The organism is Pedobacter superstes (genome assembly GCF_037622515.1).
GTDB classification, from domain to species: domain Bacteria; phylum Bacteroidota; class Bacteroidia; order Sphingobacteriales; family Sphingobacteriaceae; genus Paradesertivirga; species Paradesertivirga superstes.
Map to the genome: position 1 here is coordinate 271,794 of NZ_JBBJCN010000004.1, position 19,140 is coordinate 290,933.

Annotated in this window: 9 protein-coding genes; 1 reads left to right on the forward strand and 8 read right to left on the reverse strand. The window is 40.7% G+C overall.

Annotated features, from left to right (window positions below):
* Positions 1-2: 2 nt before the first annotated feature.
* The 3 genes from WG906_RS13240 to WG906_RS13250 form a co-directional block, all read right to left on the reverse strand.
* Positions 3-3,224 carry a SusC/RagA family TonB-linked outer membrane protein gene (locus WG906_RS13240; RefSeq protein ID WP_339993174.1) on the reverse strand — a complete coding sequence of 1,074 codons (3,222 nt, stop codon included), beginning with the start codon at positions 3,222-3,224 and terminating at the stop codon, positions 3-5.
* Between the two features lie 304 nt (positions 3,225-3,528).
* On the reverse strand, positions 3,529-4,215 hold the full coding sequence (locus tag WG906_RS13245; RefSeq protein ID WP_339993175.1) for a DUF3826 domain-containing protein: 687 nt from the start codon (positions 4,213-4,215) through the stop codon (positions 3,529-3,531).
* A gap of 12 nt (positions 4,216-4,227) precedes the next feature.
* Positions 4,228-5,850, reverse strand: coding sequence for a fucose isomerase (locus tag WG906_RS13250; protein ID WP_339993177.1), 1,623 nt, complete (start codon positions 5,848-5,850; stop codon positions 4,228-4,230).
* A gap of 314 nt (positions 5,851-6,164) precedes the next feature.
* Between WG906_RS13250 and WG906_RS13255 the strand changes: the two genes are divergently transcribed.
* On the forward strand, positions 6,165-7,055 hold the full coding sequence (locus WG906_RS13255; protein ID WP_339993178.1) for an AraC family transcriptional regulator: 891 nt from the start codon (positions 6,165-6,167) through the stop codon (positions 7,053-7,055).
* Positions 7,056-7,137: 82 nt separating this feature from the next.
* Here the strand turns inward: WG906_RS13255 and WG906_RS13260 are convergent, their stop codons facing one another.
* From WG906_RS13260 to WG906_RS13280, 5 genes are all read right to left on the reverse strand, one after another.
* Complete coding sequence (locus tag WG906_RS13260) at positions 7,138-8,073, reverse strand: dihydrodipicolinate synthase family protein (RefSeq protein ID WP_339993179.1); 936 nt, start codon at positions 8,071-8,073, stop codon at positions 7,138-7,140.
* Positions 8,074-8,113: 40 nt separating this feature from the next.
* On the reverse strand, positions 8,114-9,679 hold the full coding sequence (locus tag WG906_RS13265) for a sodium:solute symporter family protein (protein ID WP_339993180.1): 1,566 nt from the start codon (positions 9,677-9,679) through the stop codon (positions 8,114-8,116).
* 202 nt (positions 9,680-9,881) lie between these two features.
* The gene (locus tag WG906_RS13270; RefSeq protein WP_339993181.1) at positions 9,882-11,945 is read right to left on the reverse strand and encodes a RagB/SusD family nutrient uptake outer membrane protein; all 2,064 of its coding nucleotides are present in this window, start codon (positions 11,943-11,945) and stop codon (positions 9,882-9,884) included.
* A gap of 92 nt (positions 11,946-12,037) precedes the next feature.
* Positions 12,038-15,229: a SusC/RagA family TonB-linked outer membrane protein gene (locus WG906_RS13275; protein WP_339993182.1), complete on the reverse strand. Its 3,192-nt coding sequence runs from the start codon at positions 15,227-15,229 to the stop codon at positions 12,038-12,040.
* A 254-nt stretch (positions 15,230-15,483) separates the two neighbouring features.
* Positions 15,484-19,017, reverse strand: coding sequence for a malectin domain-containing carbohydrate-binding protein (locus tag WG906_RS13280; RefSeq protein ID WP_339993183.1), 3,534 nt, complete (start codon positions 19,015-19,017; stop codon positions 15,484-15,486).
* Positions 19,018-19,140 lie beyond the last annotated feature (123 nt).

A 19,140-nucleotide genomic window follows, 5' to 3' on the forward strand; every position in this document is an offset into this window, starting at 1 on the left:
ATTTAGAAACCAACAGTTAAACCTAGTGATATTGTCCGTATAGTTGGATAATTATATGCGCTACTTGTGTACGGATCTTTGTATGGAAGTGGATTGATAATATTCCATAAGTTATTTCCAGTAGCAAGAAGGCGAGCACTTCCTAGCCCCGAAGCCTTCAATAATCGCTCTGGTAATTTATAGCTTAACGTCATATTGTTTACCCTGATCATAGTGCCGTCTACTGCCCAAAATGTAGAATTCCGGGTTAACGTGGGATCATCAAATCGGGGCATCATGCCCGACATTGGATTTTCTGGTGTCCAGCGGTCTCTCCAAATTGATAACACATTTTTGCCGTCAGTTGGATTTACCCTCGCCCGGGAGTCGTAAAATACCTTTCCTCCAAAACGTGCTGCAATATTTGTACTTAAGTTTAAACTCTTATACCCGAGGGAAAGGTTAATACCTGAGGAAAGCCATGGCTGAGGATTTTTGAACATTGGGACCATGTCGTTTTCATCTATTACGCCGTCCTGACTTACATCTTCATAGACAAGCCAGCCAACCTGCGGAGAAGTTCGGCTACCTCCTGATCCTACAAGATAGTTAGGATTTGCTGAAATAAAAGCATCCACTTCTTCCTGGGTGCGTAAAATGCCTTTTGCTATAAGACCAATATTACTACTGCTATAATAACGAGGATCTAAACCGACCGTAATAATATCTTCACCCCTATTAAATCGCAGATCGGCTGGGTTATAAAACGTCCTGGCTTCAACCGAATTGCCGAAGCTGAAATTTATGCTGGTGTTCAAATTCAATTCCCGGGCTACCTTCGCTTTATAGCCTATCGTAAATTCAGATCCCCAGTTATAGGCCTCACGATAATTTACTATTGCCGAATTAAAGCCAGCAAACATTGGATATATCCTGTCTACACCACCGTCAAATCCGTCATAAACGTAATTCTGGAAAACCTCAACCCCAAAATCAAGCTTATTGTTAAACATAGAGGTCTCAAGACCGACGTTCATGGTACGCTTCTTTTCCCAGGTTATGTTTGGATTCGGTAAAACGTTAGGATTGAGACCTATACCATTGTTATCAGCTCCAAATAAGTATCCATCGTTCAAACCTACAACGTAACGTTCCTGCCATAGCCTCTGTGCTACGCGGTCTTCACCTGTTATACCCCAATTGGCTTTTAATTTTAAGAAATTAATAAATCGGATATTATCTTTAAAAAAGTTTTCATTGCTTACTATCCAGCCCAGGCCGATATTTGGCGAAATTCCCCAGCGACTGCTTCTGGCGAAGTTTGATGAGGCATCCAGACGTGTAACACCTTCAATCAAGTATTTTTTATTGAAATCATAAGAAATTCGGCTAAAGAAGGACCTTTTTGTAGTTTCAAATACCTGTCTGTTAGGCACGGGAATATTGTTGTTGCTAAAACCCCAGGGGTCTTCCACCCCCGGAACTAATTGATTAATCCAGATTTGTGAATGAGTCTCATTATAATTCTCTGTCTGCTCTCCCCCTAAAAGTACATTGAAGGTATGCGCTGCAATGGTTCTACCATATTGAAGCGTGAAGAAGCCTTGATAATTATTGCCTGAGCCCTGATCAGCGGTAGTTCGAGCGTTGCTTGCATCTAAGTAGTATCTTGAAGAAACAGGTACATCGCTATAGTACCGGTTGTCATTCCCGAATTGCTCAAAGTTATAAACCTGGTAGGGTGGAGCATAACTTCTCGACTTGTTGGAAGTAGATCCCTGTGAAATCTGAAGTTTCGCTGTTAGTCCCTTTACAAATTCTGGTGCATAACTCAAGCTAGCATTAACTCGATAGCCTGTTCTATATCTGTTGTCGTAATATCCTGAATTTAACAAGGCCAAAGGGTTAACTTGACCTGAACCATAGTCCACAGGTAATCCGCTTATAGTAAGTGGCACCCATGCTGGAGTTGCAATTATCCTTTCGTAAAAGATTTGATCTTGATCCGAGCCGTTGTTTTTCTGCTTATTCACGTTATGATCAACGTTGAAGGCAAGATCTGCTTTCAGACCGGGTAAAATAGTAGCATTCATCCCGCTCCTGAACGTATATTTATCCGCTTTGATTCCCTCATAGTTACCATTTTCGTTCTGGAAACTACCGCCTGCAAAGAAGGTCAATTTATCACTTCCACCGGAAACGCTTAAATTATGACGCTGCATCATCGAAGCACTCCAAAGCTGGTCATACCAACTTTTGCCCTGGTAATTCTGAAGGTATTCGAAATCAGCAGTACTAAACAAATCAGAGGAAGGTCTATTTCCAATGCGAGCGCCTTCGTTTAATATCTGTGCCAGCTCAAATGGCGATAACATATCCGCCTTTTTCGCATTGTCAGAAACTCCTATATATCCATTGTAATTAATGGAAGGCTTACCTACTTGACCTCGTTTAGTAGTGATCAACACAACTCCTTTGGCACCTGCCGCGCCATAAATTGCCGCGGATGCATCTTTCAGGATAGTCATACTTTCGACCATGGACGCGTCAAGATTGTTGAAAGCCTCGCTATTAGGCATTGAAATACCATCAATGATATACAGAGGCTCATTAGTTGTTCCTATTGCATTTGTATTGGATGTTGTCGTTGAATTACGAACATTAAGTGTAATCCCAGCCCCCGGTCGGCCAGAAACTTCATTCACACTTACCCCTGCTACACGGCCACGTAGTGCTGCTGCAAGATTTGGCCCGGGGATATCCTGTAAATCTTGGGGGTTTACCGTTGCCGAAGAACCCAGATGTTCGCTTTTCTTTTTTGTCCCGTAGCCAACATTGATAACAACCTCTTCAAGGCTTGCTGCATCTTCAGATAAAACAACGTTTACTACTGTTTGGGTACCAACCTGAACTTCTTTGGATTTAAAACCAATAAAACTAAAAACCAAGGTCTCATTTCCAGTTGGTAAATTAATCCGGTAGACTCCATTAACATCAGTAGTTGTTGCTGTCGTTGTGCCTTTTATTTTCACAGTTACTCCCGGCAAAGGCTCGCCCTTCTCGTCCTTAACTGTTCCTGTAATATTTTCACGTGCTTTTAAAGCAGCTTTTTCAGCGCTTTGTTCTTTAGTCGGATCTGCAAATGCTGCAGAAAAATTGACTAAAGTAAGCCCCGTCAATAAAAAAACAAATACGCATTTTGCGCATCTATTTAAATTATCTTGCTTATGTAAACGATAGTTCATATTGCTTGTTGATTTAGTTTAATACTTGAGAGAAATGTTTTCAAGGGTAAAAGCCTGTTGAGACGATGTCTAGTCATTAATTCCACCTTTCATTTGAGTTAATTTATATATTGGTTAATTTTTAAATTTTTCTTTACGAAAATTTCTGCAAAAAGCGCAACATACTGTTACTTAATGACTAGTGCAGATGAACTATGATTCGAGCCTTTAAAATTGGTTAGATTTGTATATCAAATTTATAGGTCAAAGCCAGTGTTTTTTTATAGCATGTTCTCAAGATATTATACGATATTATCCTGGGGATTTAATTAGTCTTTTTGCTCGCAGCCTCGTCTTTAATCCGTTGCTGCCATTCTTTACTCGCCTTATTCATATCAATTCCAGCTTTCGAAAGATAATTATTGATTTTACCTTTGTATTTGCCGAACCATCCATGCTTTTTTTCTGACGATTCTGCATCCATCGCATATTCACGTGCTTCGGTAAGATACAGCAATATTTGCTTCTTTTGTTCAACTGTCAAATTGGGCAGCATCTCCTGATACCCTTTATATGTTATAGGCAAAACCCCATAGGTCATGCCATCTTTAACCTTCTCAACCTGTTCAGCTGATAAGTTCTTATTTAGCTTTGCTATATATTTTTTGTGAAGTTTTTTCAGCTTTTTATCGGCTTTTTCCTCGAGGCGCTTTATAGCTGGTTCTGCCTTTTCTTTATTCTCCTTATTTATCTCCTTTAAGTTTTTAATAGCATTATTTCGGGTGTCGTGAATTTCATTCAGATCAATATATTGCTGCGCAATTATATCACGTACTTTAGCAGTTTTATCAGCTTCTGTGATGCCCAGATTTACAACAATTTTATCTGCGCGTTCTGTTACTACCTTTTTATAAGCCTTGCTATCATCCAGATTTTGCTGTGCCCATACAGTAACTGAGAATAAAGTACTGATTACAGAATAAATCAATACTGTTTTGAAAGCTAATTTCATAGATTATAAAAGTTAATTATTTAGGTTTATATCACCACAGAAATGAACTTGCAGGCCCAATTCTGCCAACGCAGCGGCTTTGATCCTGCAAGCTTTATGCGCTGCAGCCTCATCGCTCGTGTAAACTACGTGTATATGATTTGCCTGATGCCTTGCCATCATCTGATCCCTGCTCACTCCTTTCAATACGGCATGCATAATAGGCCATTGCGTGGTTGTTTCTTTCCAGCGTCTTTGGGTTTCAGCCTCGGGGAGCTCAACTGCCTCTCCTACACCCATATCACATTGAAGGATATTATCTTTAACGTAAACTCTGCTCCATACGATATGACCTGGCTTACTTATTCCTTTAAGTGTACCGCCGCCTAAACGGAAAAACATCGGTGGTTGCCTGTCACTGGATGCCCCTTTATATCCACCGATAAAATGTGCAGCAGGTGCGGCGCCAGAAATCAGAAATACCCACACAAATTCATCGGTGCCGTTTATCTTAAAATTCTCGCCCCAGCGGATATCATGAAGCGTATTCTCTCCTTCCATACCCATTTCTTTCCATAAATGATATGTGAGCAAGGCATCTAAACCTGCGCATTCATCCACTTCATTAAAATGAGGTAAGGCTTCACCAGCATATAATTCTTTGCCTGATTCGGAATAAACCGGAGGACGATCCTGGTTATTCAATAATCCTTCAACAAGATCGCTTGCTACAGTAAGATCTTTAAGGCCCTGCTGATATTGAATGCCAATAGTATCGCAGCCAAATTCATCCGCAATTCTGGTGGCAGCTATATACATTTTACATTGCTCGAGGGTTTGTGCCTCAGTAAGATCTGTTTCCGGATTATTCCCCCAGTTAAATGTCATTCCCTTCTGAAGCAGCCAATCCAGAATCTTTCTGGATTCGCTGTCCTCGACGGTTTTCATAGATGCATATAGGGCCGATTGACTTAATCTTTCTTTAAATATTCCGGTTTTATGTAGTAATTCGTCAGGAATAATTGCATTGTACATTCCCATACAGCCTTCATCAAATACACCCATGATGGCCTTATTCTCCTTTAAACGCTTACCGAAAGCCCTTCCTTTCTGCTCATCCTCGTATGGTATTTTAGTTAGATCAAAGCTTTTCACATGACTTTTATCATGTTTAATGCGGCCGGTTTCCAGCCATTGCTTTAATCCATCCGTAAAAAAATCATCATCAAAGTTCTTGCTCCAAAGCGTGCTATAATTAACATTCGCTTTTGTCAGACAGCCATTTAAGTTTAACATCCCAACCAAACCGGGCCATTGGCCGCTCCAGTTAGCTACAGTAAGAATAGGTCCTTCATGTGTAGTTAATCCCGCTAAAACGTGATGAGAATATTGCCAAACACTTTCCGCTACAATTAAAGGCTGCTTCTTATCAATATTTCTAAAAACCTCCATCCCCATTTTCTGAGAATCAATAAACCCATGGTTCTTTTCACTATCGAATGAATGCGCCCGTTTAACTGTCCATCCCTGCTTTTCCAATGCTCCCCTTAACTGGTTTTCCATTTCCTCCTGTGCGGCCCAGCAACTTTGATTGGCTGAAAGTCTTAAATCTCCGCTTGCAATAATTAATACTTCGTTCTGGTAAGATTTACTCATGACAATAATTCCAAATACCTGTTATTTAAGATTTGTAACATTTGCTTTGCTGTACCCCTAATTTAAAAGTGGGACGTTTGTAGTTTATAAATGGGATTATTTTTATTTAAGCCCTTACAAATGTGACAATTGAGGCACAGCTAATTCTGCTGATTTTTATCAACTTAGTGTAGGATATTAGCATTCGATGTTTTTTTTAACTATTTTTACTTTTATTGGCAGGCTGGCTCAATTTTTCAGGGTCAGCAAGGAACAGTATAAGCCAGTTGATGATGTATTCATTTGTAAGCCAGAGGATTATTTAACACATATGTATGAAACCACTTTTTCATAAAGTTCCTGTAAAGCTTGAAAGCTCTTTCAGTATTCGTCATGATAAGAAACCAAACTTTGTCGGTATATGGCATTACCATCCGGAACTGGAGCTACACTATGTAATAAAGGGAGAAGGTGTACGGTTTATAGGTAACAACATCAGCAACTATTCACCCGGAGACCTTGTTTTGCTGGGCGAAAACTTACCCCATACCTGGCGCTGTACAGATCAGTACTTTCAAAACAGCCCCGATCATGAGATAGAAGTAATAGTAATACATTTTTTGCCCGACTGCCTGGGGAAATATCTTCTTCACCTGCCGGAAGCTTACCTGCTGCCAATGTTGTTCGAGAAAGCTAAAAGCGGAATGGTGATTACCGGGAAAACCAAACAAAAGCTGGCCGGATTAATGAAAGATGCCCTTAAAGCAACAAACCTGGATAAAATCATCGTTCTGCTGCAGATTTTGAAAACCCTGGCCGAAACAGTAGAATTTAAAACAATTGTATCGGGTCAAAGTTCTTTTTATCAGTCCAATGAAACGGATACTTTACGCTTAAACAAAGTTTGTAATTATACATTGACTAATTATAAAAAGGACATTACACTGGAAGAGATCTCTTCAATAAGCAATCTTAGTGTAACATCATTTTGCAGGTATTTTAAGTTAATGACAAAGAAGACGTATTATGACTTTTTAATAGAAATACGTATCAGTCATGCCTGCAGAGCTTTGGTTGAAGATAAACTTCCTACTGAAGTAATCTGTTTTGATTGTGGCTTTAACAATGTATCAAATTTTTATCGCCACTTTAAAAAAGTAACGGGTATTACACCATTAGAATATAAAAGGAAATACCTAAATAAGATAAAGCAGAATGTAGCTTAAAAAGGGAAAAGTAAAAAGTAAAAAGCGATAGTTTAAAAAACCAAAACCCCTCTCTTTCGGGAGAGGCTGAGGTTAACAATTGTTAATACAACGCTGGATTAAAATCCAGCTCTTCCTGTAATCGTTTGTAGTTAACATACAAATCATCCACCTGAGACTTAATAACGGACGTAAATTCACCCACATTCCGGCGTGTAAAAGTTGATATATTAAGGCCTCTTTTTTGCAGAAAATATTTAGAGACAATCGGATATACATTGTGCATCACATCCATGTTCTCAATCAGAAATAGTTGAACCATATCCACCTCAGTCTGCAATTCTGCCTTATTGTAATTATCACAGAGCCAAACAATTAATTCCGGGAAATAATTACCCTGAATACACGATAAACCTGCCGATCCTGCTTTCAATGATTGAACAGCATGCCCCATGTAAGCGTCGTATAATCCAAACTCGCGGCCTTTTGTCAGAGCAAGCTTTTCTTTAATTTGATCGATATCAAGGGAAGTATCTTTATGGTAAATAACCCTGCCGGTTGCAACAAAACTCTCCAGTTGCTTAGGCGATAAAAGCCTTTTATATGGAACCGGGCATTCATAAAAACCAAGCGGTACATTTGGTGTAAGATCTAATAACTGGAAAACTCTATCGTTAAACACCTCATCCGATTCCTGTTCTTCAGCCAACAAGCCATTTAGCAGAATTACCGCAGCAGTGCCGGTATCATTCACTTTATTAACAAAATCTGCCTGTTCTTGTATGGAACCCCCAAATGTACCAGTTGCAACTACAGGAACAGAGCCACCGGCAACCGTTATCACATGCTTAATGATATCAATCCTTTCCTCACCGCTTAACTCGAACATTTCACTGGAAAGGCAATTGGCAAACAGGCCTTTTGCTCCAGCTTTTAAGTAAACTTCTGTCAGCCTGGTCAGCGTATCAAAATCAATACTTCCATTGTCTTTAAAAGGGGTTAGCATTACCGGAATAAAGCCTTTTTGTGTCATTTCCATTTTATAATGATGATAATATTTTATAATAGATAATAATGTCCTATAAGTTTACCATGGATGCTTTTCTGATCCTGGTCAGGAAAAGTCCGGCAAGAAAAATAGTCAGGGTACCAATAACAATAATCATATTTTTATGAAGAGGACTTTTAAGAAACTCATATTCCAACGGAATACTATTGGAAAAAGTCATCCATAAAATAACCAGGATACCAATGATGGTAGCGGTCAAGGCTTCATGATTTTTTGTTTGTTTACTGATAATCCCTAACAGGAAGAGGCCGAGCATACCCGCCGCAAATATTCCTGAAAGTTCCCACCATACGTCTAAAATACTTTTCACGCCTATCATAGCGATACCCGCTATCAGACCCAATAAACCAAATACCACAGTAGCCAAATGCAGTAAGCGAAGTGTTTGCTTTTCGGTGATTTCAGGCTTAAAATACCGTTTATAGATATCAACTGAAAAAACCGTCGCTGATGCATTCATACCAGAACTTATTGTACTCATAGCTGCAGAAAGTATTGCGGATACGATTAGCCCGACCAGTCCGGCAGGTATTTTAGTAACCATAAAATGCGGCATCACTTTATCTCCATAATCAGCAGGCTGTAAACCGGCGGCAATACCAGAAATTTGTGTCGCAGAAGCGCCAAGTCCTGCCCTTTCTACAGCAACCTGGTATTTTATCGTTTCGATTAATTCGGGATGCTGCTGGTAATAAGCGAATAACGAAGATCCTATAACAAAAAACAATAAGGAAGCCGGTACGTACAACCATACACATAACCAGATTGATTTAGCTGCGGCTTTACCTGAGGTGGCTGTATGATAACGCTGAATGTAATTCTGGTCCATACCAAAATTATTCAGGTTGATAAAGAATCCGTATAAAAGTACAACCCAAAAAGATGCTTGTGTAAAATCAGGAGAAAAGCTTCCAAGGCTAAACTTCCCGTTCACCTCTCCTATTTCTATGATTTTTGAAACACCGCCAGGCATTTCAGTAACAATAAGATAAAGAATAAGGACAGCCCCGAAAGTTTTTACTACAGCCTGAACAACTTCTGTCCAAATAACAGCTTCTATACCTCCCAGTACCGTATAAATGATAATTACGACTCCCATAGTTATCATGATCATTTGCATTGAATAACCCGTCAAGGCCTGTAAACTCAAAGCTATTCCAAAGAAAATGGAGCCCATTCTTGCAAGTTGGGTTAACAGGAAACAAACTACAGCATAAGTTCTTGCCCAGGCACCAAAACGATGTTCCAGATGGGTATATGCTGAAATTTCGCCTGTATTTCTATAAAAAGGAACAAAATATTTAGATGCTACCCAGGCAGCCAGTGGCATGGAAATACTAAATACAAAAGCATTCCAGTTTGCACCAAATGCTTTTCCGGGCACACCGAGGAAGGTATTGCTGCTTAAAAAAGTAGCGTAGATTGACATACCGATAGCCCAACCCGGGATAGTTCCGGAGGCTTTGGTAAACTGCTGTGAATTTTTATTGGTTCTTGAAAAATAAAATCCGACCAGCACCATTGCCAACAGGTATATTACAATAACTGCAAGATCAAAAATGGGCAGGTTGTTCATGAATGATTATTTGGCTTATAGAATAATTAGTTAAACAAATATGCTATGGGCCAGGCATTTATTTTTGTAGCATTTTCTCCAGGTACTATATGATATTACCTTAGGTACAAATGATAAAAGCTATAGTGGATCACTATAGCTTTTATGGTAAAGGTTCAAAAGTCCTGGTTAATACCTGGATTTTGATGAAAACTATTTCTCACTAGTATCCATTATTTCCAAATTCATCTGCATTCTGAATAGTATTCAGGAAATTAAACGGAATAGGCCTGTTATAATGTCTGGAAGGAATAAAACTTGCAGCAGCCCTGGAATTATAAGAGGCTAAACGGGTCTCGAAGGCTCTATGACGTTTTAATAGGGCCCAGCGGTTAAACTCACCGCAAAGTTCACGGGTATATTCATCAAAAACATCGTTCATAGTTGCTGTAGTTAACTGCATACCTGTTCCTGTCGTAAAGTCTGCAGGAGTCCGTACGGCACGTTGACGCAATACGTTTAAATGCGCCGCAGCTGCGGTTCCTGTTCCGCCTGAACGTAGAGTGGCCTCGGCAGCAATTAAATAAACCTCCGCCATACGCATCACTATAATATTACCTAGCTTTTGCTGGAAATTGCCACCCAGCCAGCCGCCGTCGAAATTGTGGTTGAATTTTATCATTGCCGGAAAAAGAGTGGCTATGCCTGAAGGTTTTAATCCGTTATTTGGATTATTCGTTTTGTACGTGCCACCTGTAGGATCTGAAGGATCGAACAAATCATCAATATTCACCGTTACATAGCGGCGCGCTTGTTTGTCTGCGGCGCTAAGTGGTTCCTTGCTCAAATATGCAAAGAATCTGTCTTCGTCGGGGGCCAGCGGATAAGGATGCAAGTTAGCATTTGCAACAGACTGCAAAGCTGCAATCGCACCGGTATAAACACCTTTAGGCCATACCTTTGGAATGTATTGCCAGGTAGCAAACGAGGGAGCCAATTGGGCGTTTACATCAATATACGGATATATCTTTTTTCCTATATGAGAGGGATCGATACCATATTTGGTACACATTGCAGCGGTAAGTGTGACGGTTGCGGCACTATATGTTACTCTCGCAGGAGCGGGAGCGACGGTTGAACCAAGACTGGCAAGAGCCTGCTCCGACGAATAATTTGTGAACGCAGTTGCAAATGTATTCTCCCATCGTTTATCATACGTCGCATTAAAGCAATTGACCAAATATTTCGTAGGTGCAACAAACGCCTGGTTTAAACGTCCGTAATACGCATTAGAAGTATTTGAGTTGACACTTCTTTTGAATAAATCAGTAGTTCCAAATGCATCATCGAACTTAGGATAAAAATGAAGATAGAGATTGGGTTTGGTGTTACTTGTGGCTACGTTATATGAGGGGTCATACGGGTTTAAGCCATAAGCAGTAAATAAAGCCTCGGAATTATTTCTGTTATTGGTAGAGGCAAAAACCTGAGCAAAGTCAGGATATAACATCGCGCCATATGTAGCTTTATTGATAATTAAATCTTCTGCCACTTCTTTTGCACGGAGCCAATACGATTTGCCTTCTTCAGTCAGCCCTTCTCCACCTCCCTGGGCATATACACGGGCAAGAAGACCAAGTGCAGCTTTCTTGGTTACCCGCTGAGGATTGTTTTCAAACGGCGTTACAGGCAGATCTGCTGCCGCAGCTTTCAAGTCTGACACGATTTGAGCATAAATTTCAGGAACTTTTGCACGTGTTGGACGTAAATTCTTAACAGGATCGTCTGTTAGAACCAATGGAATCTCTCCAAAATTCGTTACTAAAACTGAATAGTAATACGCTCTCATCAACCTCGCTTCTGCTACCAGGATTTTGATATCATTCGCGTTACCATCCTTTAGCTGAGTGGAAAGCTGGATTGTTTTGTTACAATCTTTAATCGACCCAAAACCAAAATCCCAAACATTTCTTACGTGTGCAGAATTATTCGTAAACTGCTCATAGGCCATTAATTCTCTTACACTCGAACCATTGGCCGGAAATGTCCAAAGATCTGTTCCGAGTTCGGAAACAAGACCATACGGCATCCCTATAAGGGACCCCCAGAGATTGGAATAAATATTGGATTGATAGGCTTTAAAACCACTATAGTCTCTCAATACATTCTCTTCCGATAAAGCAGCAGGGTTAAATTCATCCAGTTTGCATGAAGGCACAGAAAGTGTAATCAGTAATCCTAACCCACACCTGTATAAAACTCTCTTTGTTGTTATGTTAAATTTCATGTGTCTAATTTTTTATTGGTTTACATAGAACTGCGAACGGGTATATGATAAATCACGTCGTTCGCCCATTCCATGGCTTCATCATCTAATTATTAAAATGTTACATTCAAGCCTACTACAACCTGCTTAGTTAATGGATAATCCAGCTCACCATTCATTTCAGGGTCATACTGCTTTAAGAGATCATTTTTTGCAAGCACCAAGGGATTGGTAACAGTAGCATACAAACGCATTCTCTGCATAGAAACCTTTTGAACTAGATTTTTTGGAAGAGTGTAACCCAGGGTAATATTTTTGATTTTGAAGAATGAGCCGTCAACATAATTAAGACCGGAAAATCCTATCATTGTTGAAGGCGCTGCTTCGAAATTCATCATCGGGAAATCGTTAGACGGATTTTCTGGTGTCCAGTAGTTGAAGTGTTCTGGAATTGTTCTTGATGGACTGGCAGTAATCGCAAATCCGCTCGGCTGATACCATCCCATCATATTGTAGTTTATTGTTTGTCCCCACCTTAAATAGGTATATACGCCAAGATCAAAGCCTTTGTATTTAAAGTTGTTTTGGAAACCTAAGGACCAATCCGGACTATTATGGCCCACAATCTGGAAATCATTGTTACCTGCATTGTATATTGAATTGGCTGCTGTTAGGGCAGAATTATACTTCTGAGCCTCGGCAAGATTATTATAATAATAGGTTTGTGTACCATCTGGAGCTTGTTTCACATATACTCCAGCCCCAACACGGGTGATGCCCGGAACATTTACTTTCAAGTCGCCAGGACGCCTGCCAAACACTGCGGCATCAGTTTCTTCGCCTATTTGCCAAACCCCATCTAATTTAAAATTACGGAAGGAAGCAACTGGTTGACCAATAGTAAGTGAGTAATTTCCCTCAGCGCGGTTTTCAATTCCTGTTACCGTGTTGGTAATATTATTAGCTGTCCCTCCGGTTAATTTTACAATTTTCTCTTTATTTCGCCCGAAAGCAATAGCTGAGGTCCATTCAAAATTTCTGGAAACTATATTTCGTGTATTCAGCGTAAGTTCCAGACCCTTATTATTGGTTTCAGCTATGTTGACAAAGGTTTGATATCCAACTCCCGGGGTATATCCTCCATAAATTTGAGGCAAGCCTACATTATAAATAACTCCATCTGTGTTGGTACTGTAATAATCTAATGCTAAATCAATGCGGTTTTTGAAAAGTCCCGCATCGATACCCACATTCGTGCTCGTCGACCGCTCCCATCTTAAATCCGCATTAGTAACGAATTGTGAGCTGCGATAAATAGGATGAGTAGTTCCCCCCAAAGCCATGTTTTGGCTCTCCAAATTCTGAACAGAGCTGTAAGGAGGAATACTGGCTGCGCCTGTAATACCCCAACTTCCACGAAGTTTCAAATTAGTCAACCAACCTTTCGTACCTGCCATAAAATTTTCGTCCGAAATCCTCCATCCTGCAGACACTGCTGGAAAGTCATCCCATTGGTTTTCTCTGTATAGAGCTGAGGCCCCGTCGCGGCGCCACGAAGCCGAAAATAGATATTTACCTAAAAAAGAGTAATTTACACGCCCCATCAGTCCCAAAGTTTTTTCCATTAAATAACTTGATGTACCGGTGGAATTCTCGCCCGCCTGGAAATTGTACCATTGGAAGTTATTAGAGGTGATGTTCTTTTGATTCATTTGAGAATTGGTATTCTGACTATGCATCCAGGAAGTTACCCCGGTAAAGGTAAAATCGTGTTTATTTGCCAGGCTTAAATTATAGGTAAGGATATTCTCCCATCGATACTCCTGGCTACGATTCTGATTGATTTGAGCCGTGGCAACATTGGCATTATTATAAGTGTATGCCACAGAACCGATACCATCAAAACGATAGCTGTTATTATAGCCAAGCTGTGCACTGGCACGAGTCAAGAAAGTTAAACCCTTTAATGGCCTGAGTTCTACATAAGGATTAATCATTAACCTGGTATTGTTCTGAACATTCCCATAAACGCCGGGCTGATAATTGAGAAGAAGATTGTAAACGTTGTTGCCCAGGTCGGGATTAAGCGATCCATCGGCCTTGTAAGGTCTCACTAGGGGATCAGTAACCAATGCGTTTTCTAATTTATCCTGAGCTCTGTCTCTGTCTACGTACGAGCCCTGAAGGTTACTTCCAACCGAAAGCCACTTCCTGATCTTATGGTCAAGACGCATGGTGGATGAATATAGTTTATACTGATCTCCAGTATACTGACCTTTTTCATCTGTAACGTTGAACGAAATATATCCTTTGGTCACATCATTACCACCCGAAACACCCAGGCTATAATTCTGCGTGCCCGCATTATCTCGTAAAAAAACGTCTGCCCAATCTACAAACTGGCCCTCCTGGAAGGTTTGATATCTGGCAGCACCAAAAATCTTTTCATCATCTGCCGGAGATTGCCAAAGCGCATTGGTTGTTGTCCATTTTTGAGCCGCCGCATCGTATGTATATCTATAGGCATCGCGTTTAGCCTGTAAATAGGATTGGCCCGTCCTCATTTTTGGGGTAGTCGAGAAACCATTATACCCGTAGTAGGAATTAAAATCTATACTCAATTTTCCAGCTTTTCCGCCTTTGGTGGTAATAATAATTACTCCGTTGGATCCCTCCGAACCGTAGACAGCAGTGGAAGAAGCATCTTTTAATACCTCGATAGATTCGATATCATTTGGATTAAGCGTCGCGTAATCTCCGGGTAAGCCGTTGATGATAAATAAAGGTGCTCCGTCTGCCTTAATGGACCTATTACCACGTAATTGAAGGTTGACTCCCTCTCCGGGCTGCCCTGATGAACGGGTAATATCCAAACCGGCCACTCTTCCCTGTAATGATTCCATAGGATTCGGGCCCGGCCTGGCGGTGATATCCTCAGGCTTTACCGACACAACAGAGCCTGTAAGGTCCCGCCTTTTCGTGGTACCATAGCCAACCACTACTACTTCGTTTAGAGAATTATCACCTGGTTGAAGTGCCACGGTCAATGCGGTACCCTCATCACCTACTCTTAGTTCTCTTTCCTGGTACCCGATAAAACTTATCACTAAGACGTCGCCTTTTACAGCACTAATGGTAAATAGTCCGTTCTGATCGGTAACAGCAGAATTCGTGGAGCCTTTCACTTTAACAGTTGCTCCGGGGAGGGGCGAATTGTCATCTGCGCTTAAAACCTTTCCCTGGGTTTGAGCCTGGACTGTAATTTGCAATAACAGCAAAAAAAGAAAGAATAGAGATTGTTTCATATGTTTGGTTTATATCTAGATTTTACTGAATAAAAAAAAAATACCGAGCACAAAATTTTCCTTACAAGAGGGATGATCGCAAAGCTTTAACGATTACTAAAATTACTTAGTAAGATTTTTAATTGGTTTATAACTAATTATATCAATTGCTCAATATCTTTCAGTAATATAAATATAGAGGGAAAAAAAGCCTCTAAATTCTCACATATTGACGAGTTTATGTAGGATATTATCGTACCGTTGTATCAAGTTTATTACTGAACATCTAACGCATCTATACTAACTCCTGAAGCATCCACTGAGCTTAGCTTCACTTTATAAGTCCCGGCATTAATCATTGTCCCGGTATTTGTAGTAAAGTAATTCCATTTGCCTTCTTTGGTAGGCGCCATATCGAATATTTCAGGGCTTTTCATAACCGTACCATCAGCGGCTAAAACCTCAATCTTAGCTTTTAGAATCTTCTGAAAAGGATTATGATATTTCACGGTTAAAGAATAGGTGTCGGCCACGCCTGTGTTTATAGTAAATTCGAGAACATCGCCGGAAGCCCTTTTGAATATTGCCCTTTCTCTGCCCATAAGCACTTCTTTACTTATGCCAGAACCCAGGAAAGCAGCTTCAACTGACTTATAGGAGGTTACTTTTTTAAGATCGTGAGCCGGTTCGAGATTTGATGCAGGTACAACTGCTATGATATACATCTGCCCCTTTAACACATTTCCAAAACTCACCTGCTCTCCTTTTAAATATCGCTTTCTAAAAACCTGAAATTTTTGATTTTTGGAATTTGCTATATGAGTTTTGGTATCTTCATATCCGGCCAACAGATCTTTGGAGCCGGATTGACCCAGTCCAATAAAAACATCCGCGTCTGCGCTCACCTTAAATGTTTCGGTGCCATTTAATGCCTTGCCGGTTGATGTTCTGATCCACTCCGCTCCAAAAAGATTCGATGGCAGGGAAGTGAATGCAATTTCCGAATTTTCGAACTGCTTGTCACCTGTACCCATCCATGTTTGCACAGAATACTTTTCCGACAAGCTATTGCTCGTTCTGAAATTTTCAATAATCGAGCCGGACGAAGGCGCCGGAACTATCGCTTTATTTCTGCTGGCGATGGCAATCGCAGAAATAACTGCCTGTCCTGATTTTATATTCGGAAAGTCAATTACAAGTTTCCCACCTTTTACCTTTACTTTCACCGACTTCTTCAAGGCAACATCGTGTCCTGCCTCTTTCCAGATATCAAGATCTTTGATAACAACCTGCTTATTTATAGCAACATCAAAAAGTCGCATGGCAGAACAGTCCATTCCTCCCCCTGTACCAAGCCAGGGTTCAGTGAAATAGAGCTCTACCAGATATTCGCCATCGGGTACAGGAAATTCATAATTGAGTTTATGTAATCCGTAACGAAAATCCTGAAAAAGCCTCCAGTCTGACGTACCTTTTATTGGATCATATGTTCGACGCTGACTGGCGTAGAATGCTGGAGTGCCGGGAAAATCTTTCGTCCATGAATTAGATCCCCAGGTATTATTTCCACTTTGCTGGCGGTCTGCTGACCACAAATTACCGTTCTCATCTTTATAATCCGGGCCACCAGAGTTAACTCGGTATAAATAATTATAGCCTGATTGTGGTGCAGTCAGGGGCTTAGCATCCTTTAAAAAATCATTAAAATGCGGCGCCCTCGGTAAATGGTGCAGAACAATATAATCCTGAGCAACTACCTTTCCGTTTACATATCCTTTAGCATATAACACATTATAATTAATGTTTACACCGTCCCATTGAAAATGAGTGCCTATTCCACTCCGCTTTCTTTTCCCTAATGAAGAATGATCAACATCATTAAACAGTTCTACTTCATCGCAATTAGAATATACGGTTATGCTATCTTTTTTACCGGTTGAGATCCACCTGTCCGGCCATGTATGGGAAGCAATGTAAACCATCGGTTCGGTCTCTTTTGGAGCATAATTGGAGCGGAACATGTAGAATACATCCAGGGGTTCTTCCCATGGTGTTAACAAGCCCTTATAGTTTACAGGGCCTATTCGATCCAGTTCTCGTAATCCTTCACCACCCTGAACCCTTCCCGGATTATCATGGGACGTAAACAACCAGAAAAAATGCCCTGTTGTCTTGTCTTTTGCAGATTCAGCAAGCTTCACCTTCAGTTCCATTAACTGGGTCATGCGGTCTTCGCTGTAAGCACCGTTCTGAACAAATGGACCTTCGGTATGCAGATCAAGTGTACGCCAGGCTCCATACTCACCGATCAATACCTGTCGTTCTACATCCTGGTCGTAAGTTTTAGGATCTCCGCCATAGGTTCCGGTCCAGTTCTGAGGCACATCCCAATCGGTTCCTTTGCCGCCATTGCAAGTAGTTACCAGACGTTGTGACGAGGCCGTCGGATCCAGACTTCGTATTAGTTCCGTGCATTCACGTGCGAAATCCTCAGGAAGCGTACTTTCATTTTCGAGTCCCCAGAGGACTATAGACGGACTGTTGCGACGCTCCCTTACCCAGTCGACTAAGCGTTCTTTAAAATTTTTCCGGAATGCCGGTGTATCGTACCAGACATGTGCTGCCATTTGGGTCCACCACAATATGCCCAGTTTATCCCAATACTCATTATAACGCAGATTATGCGGCTGATGCGCATCGCGGAAAGCGTTAAAACCTGCAGATTTCATTTGCATTACTCTTGAACGTACCTGCTCGCCGGTAAAGGCGTGACTCTGACCCAATAAATGTTCGTATTCGGCAATACCATTAATAAATACCGGTTTGCCGTTTAGGAAAAACTGCTTCTGATCTTTTTTACCAATCGGCCAGCTGATCCAGCGAATTCCATAAGGGGTTTGAAGTTCGTCAATAGTTTTGCCATTCTCTTTTACAGTAGTAACAACGGAATATAAGTAAGGATCTTTAATAGACCAAAGTCTGACGTTCTTTAAATCAGGGGTATTTTGAGAAATTTTAGTAAGCGCGCCAGGCATAATCTTTTGCGTGGTTTGAACTTCTGCTATTTTTACTCCTTTATCATTTAAGATTTGGGTGGAGACCAAAACAGTTCTGATTTTATTGCTGTAATTCTTAACTTCAGTATTGAGGTGCAATAAAGCCGACTTTTCGGTAACAGTGGTATCATTCCATATATGCACACCGAATGGTTCGATCCGAACGTCTTTCGTAACCATTAAATGCACAGGTCTGAAAATCCCCATTGGCTGAGACCCTTCTGAAAAGCCCCGCTCTGTGGAGCAGCCACCACAAACCCATGGAAGATCCTGAATATGTGCGGGATGATCGGCTTTAACTGCTAAAATATTAGGTTTATTATCAAGGTTGATCGCATTGGTAATATCTAAGGTAAACGATGTTCTTCCCCCTGCGTGATAACCTACTTGTTTACCATTTAAAAACACGGTTGCATAAGAGCCCACTCCTTCAAACCACAAAAAGAACCGGCTCCCGGTTTTCTTTAAATTAGTGCTGAACGTTTTTCTGTACCATGAATAGCCATGGCGGTTCCCGTGCATTAAACGACGATACCCTTCGTACTGATCCCAGCTATGAGGCACATTTACATTTTGCCAGTTATTGGTTTTGAAAGCAGTTTTTTCAAACCCTCTGAATGCATTTTGGTTGCTGTCGTTAGCAACCGTTTGCCAGTTGTTATCAAGAGAGATAACAGTTCTGCCGGATTGAGAATAAAGGTTTTGGGTGAAGATAAATAATAAAAGAAGTATAATATATCTTATTGTCTTCATTATCGTTTGGTTGATTGTTACCGTTGTATATTAAGTATTGAGTGTCATACACCTTTGACGTGTCTGACACTTTTAAAAGTCGATTTTTACGGGGCGCTATAGATTTCTCCTGATGGTCGAAAT